Source organism: Rhizobium moroccans (assembly GCF_057559155.1).
Genome location: NZ_JBHFJG010000004.1, coordinates 124,186 through 127,324, shown reverse-complemented (window position 1 = coordinate 127,324; position 3,139 = coordinate 124,186). Strand labels below are relative to the sequence as shown.

The following is a 3,139-nucleotide window of genomic DNA, read 5'->3' as shown; positions in this document are numbered from 1 at the left end:
GGGTGGAGCAGCCCGGTAGCTCGTCAGGCTCATAACCTGAAGGCCGCAGGTTCAAATCCTGCCCCCGCAACCAAGTCCTCCTGAAATCTCTTGTTATCGATCGCTGGCGCGAAGACTTCATCTTCGCTGGCGATGGTAGCTCCTCGTCCTGCGGACCATAACCTGAAGGCCGCAGGTTCAAATCCTGCCCCCGCAACCAAGTCCTCCTGAAATCTCTTGTTATCGATCGCTGGCGCGAAGACTTCATCTTCGCTGGCGATGGTAGCTCCTCGTCCTGCGGACCATAACCTGAAGGCCGCAGGTTCAAATCCTGCCCCCGCAACCAAGTCCTCCTGAAATCTCTTGTTATCGATCGCTGGCGCGAAGACTTCATCTTCGCTGGCGATGGTAGCTCCTCGTCCTGCGGACCATAACCTGAAGGCCGCAGGTTCAAATCCTGCCCCCGCAACCAAGTCCTCCTGAAATCTCTTGTTATCGATCGCTGGCGCGAAGACTTCATCTTCGCTGGCGATGGTAGCTCCTCGTCCTGCGGACCATAACCTGAAGGCCGCAGGTTCAAATCCTGCCCCCGCAACCAAGTCCTCCTGAAATCTCTTGTTATCGATCGCTGGCGCGAAGACTTCATCTTCGCTGGCGATGGTAGCTCCTCGTCCTGCGGACCATAACCTGAAGGCCGCAGGTTCAAATCCTGCCCCCGCAACCAAACAAAAAAGCCCGCCTCGCGCGGGCTTTTTGTTTGCTAGCCGGTCGAGATTTTAGCCCCTCAGCGCCCGCAAGGAGGCCAACCCACCCAGCGGCACAGAAAACTCCAAAAGCCCTCCCCCCGCAACCAAATCATCCAAGAAATCCACTCAAAGCCCGCCACGCGCGGGCTTTCTGCGTTCTACCGCAAGCGCCGCGCGCCGACTAACCAAAAAGGCGACCACCCCAGCAACCTCCCTCGGATTCTCGTCAGGCTCATAACCCGAAGAGTGAGGAGGAACGGGAATTGATCGAACCAAACGAGCCCGCCACAAACGGAAAGAAGCCTGTCACCGAAACAAAAGCCCGCTTCTCAGCGGAATTAGAAAAATATTTTGCAATCGAGCAATACCCGCCCCTCTGCAGATAGAGCGTAGGAGGAGGGCAATGGCGGCCCTTGGCGCGCCGTCTCAGGTGGCGACCGGAACCATGTCTGCTCCATAGCGCTCCAAGATCCTCCGCTTTTCGAATTCCAAAGCTCATTGGCCCATACGAGCGCGAGCTGTTGCCTGTGCCGCCCGGATCAGTCCTTGATACTGGGCATCCTTGCCGGGATACCAGGGCATCCGCCCTATATCGGCGAAACCCGGGATCGTCTCCATATGCTGCACCATGCGCCGGCGCATCGACCCGTCCGGCAGGGGCCCGTACATGGCCTGGACATTGTCCTCGGCATGCTCCGGGTTTGACGTGCCACACAGCACGGTCGTGACCGCCGGATGCGCCATGATCCACTTGAGGAAAAACTGCGCCCAGGTCGCGGCTTCAAATTCCCGCGCGAAGTCCGGCAGCGAGCGCCCTTCCACCACCTTCATCAGGCGGGCCTTTTCGAGCGGAAGGTTGATGAGGACGCCGACCCCGCGGTCGGCGGCGGCCGGCAACAGGCGGCGCTCGGCGCTGCGGTTGAAGATCGAGTAGTTTGTCTGAATGAAATCGACACCGCCACGCTCGACGAGCTCGGCGAGTTGATCCTGCGCGCCGGTTTCATGGTGGGTCACGCCGACGTAGCGAATGCGACCTTCCTTCTTCCATGCCCGCATGAGGGGCAGGACGACCGGGGCGTTGACGATGCTGTGGCACTGCATGAGGTCGATCGTGTCGCGCCAGATGCGCAGCCTCGACTGCTCGAAGCTTGCCACGGCATGGCTCTCGTCGCCGAGATATTCGCCGGTCGACCAGATTTTGTTGGCGACGAAAATCTCGGATGCCTCCGGTGTGCCTGCGAGAAATGCGCCAACAGAGACTTCCGCCGACCCGTAGAGGGGCGACGTGTCGACGACCCGGCCGCCGCCCGCCACATAGCGCCGAAAGACCTCCCCCAGATTCTTGCGATCATCGCCCGGCAGTGCGTCAAAGGTCAGGAAGGTGCCGAGACCCAGTGTGGTGAGGGGCTGCTCCGTTCTCGGAATCGTTCATGTTCGTGCAGATGTCATGGAGGCCGTCGCCGGCGCGCTCGGTTGACCTTGGGCGTGGGCCATCCCGGAAAAGAAAGGTGTTGAACCCAGTATGGCGGCTCCCGTGCCTAAAGCACCGATGAAGCCGCGCCGGCTGAAACCAGAAACCTGCTGTTCGCTCATGCAATAGTCTCCTCTTTGTAAGCTCATGCACGGATCTCGGCGCGCCCTGGCCGGGCGGGCCGGTGACGAGCGCGACCTGGTCGGCTGAAATACCCTTGGCTCAGACCACGAAGTCGAAGCGTGCGAACTGACCGTCGCCCGCGGGGCTGATCGTCATGAGCAGCGTTTCATCGAAGATCCGATCGTGCGCATTGCCCGGCTCGCCCGGAAAGAAGAGCTGCGTCGTCAGAACATCTCCGCCCGGCCGTTGAACTTTGAAATGGAAGTGTCGCGTGCGTCCCGGATAGAGCGCCGGCACGACGGTGTTGAACCACCAGCGCCCCTGCTCGTCGGCGAACTGATGTCCTCGCAATCGGAAGCCTTGACGATCGTACTCGCCGTTTTCATCTGCTTGCCAGATTTCAACGAGGCTACGCGGCGTTGGGCGGCAGCGATCATCGAGGACATAGCCGGCGATGGTGATGCGCTCGCCGCCCGGCGCATCCGGATAGAGATCCTGTTTCAACGGTGAATTCGGCTTGAAGAACGGACCGGCCTCACGGGCGGGCGTTGGTTCATCTCCATCGGCGCAGGCGCGCGTCAGCGGCAGCGACGGCGCCTCCTGTCCGAAGGCGATCGCTCCGGAAAGCGGCACGAGCGGCATGGCGAGAAAACCCGAAAGAAGTGCGCGCCTTGATGTCGTCATTGCGGGGCCTCCGTGGTTCACCGGATCAGAACTGCCAGTTGACCGGGACCCAAGCGTAGCCGGCGTCGATCTTGAGCATTCGGCCAAGGCCCGGGAACGGATAGTGGAAGCCGAGAACCAGGAGCCGGTCTGGGGG

At 60.9% G+C, this 3,139-nt stretch carries 4 protein-coding genes and 1 pseudogene; all 5 read right to left on the bottom strand.

The genetic code is table 11. From position 1 onward, the window contains the following. Positions 1 to 29: 29 nt before the first annotated feature. Positions 30 to 578 (bottom strand): hypothetical protein, encoded by a 549-nt coding sequence (locus ACE04I_RS03790; RefSeq protein ID WP_487206644.1) that lies wholly within the window; start codon positions 576 to 578, stop codon positions 30 to 32. A gap of 642 nt (positions 579 to 1,220) precedes the next feature. Continuing rightward, entirely contained in the window at positions 1,221 to 2,120 is a 900-nt protein-coding gene (locus ACE04I_RS03785) for an aldo/keto reductase (protein WP_487206646.1), read from the bottom strand. Between the two features lie 33 nt (positions 2,121 to 2,153). Beyond that, entirely contained in the window at positions 2,154 to 2,318 is a 165-nt protein-coding gene (locus tag ACE04I_RS03780; RefSeq protein ID WP_487206643.1) for a twin-arginine translocation signal domain-containing protein, read from the bottom strand. A 100-nt stretch (positions 2,319 to 2,418) separates the two neighbouring features. Further along, positions 2,419 to 3,003: a dioxygenase family protein gene (locus ACE04I_RS03775; RefSeq protein ID WP_487206642.1), complete on the bottom strand. Its 585-nt coding sequence runs from the start codon at positions 3,001 to 3,003 to the stop codon at positions 2,419 to 2,421. A 25-nt stretch (positions 3,004 to 3,028) separates the two neighbouring features. Then, positions 3,029 to 3,139 (bottom strand): annotated as a pseudogene (locus ACE04I_RS03770) (MBL fold metallo-hydrolase); the annotation flags it as partial.

What these genes read in the sequence shown, in the direction of transcription:
- ACE04I_RS03775 (WP_487206642.1), bottom strand. Translation starts at nt 3,003, where the DNA reads ATGACGACATCAAGGCGCGCACTTCTTTCGGGTTTTCTCGCCATGCCG.
- ACE04I_RS03780 (WP_487206643.1), bottom strand. Translation starts at nt 2,318, where the DNA reads ATGAGCGAACAGCAGGTTTCTGGTTTCAGCCGGCGCGGCTTCATCGGT.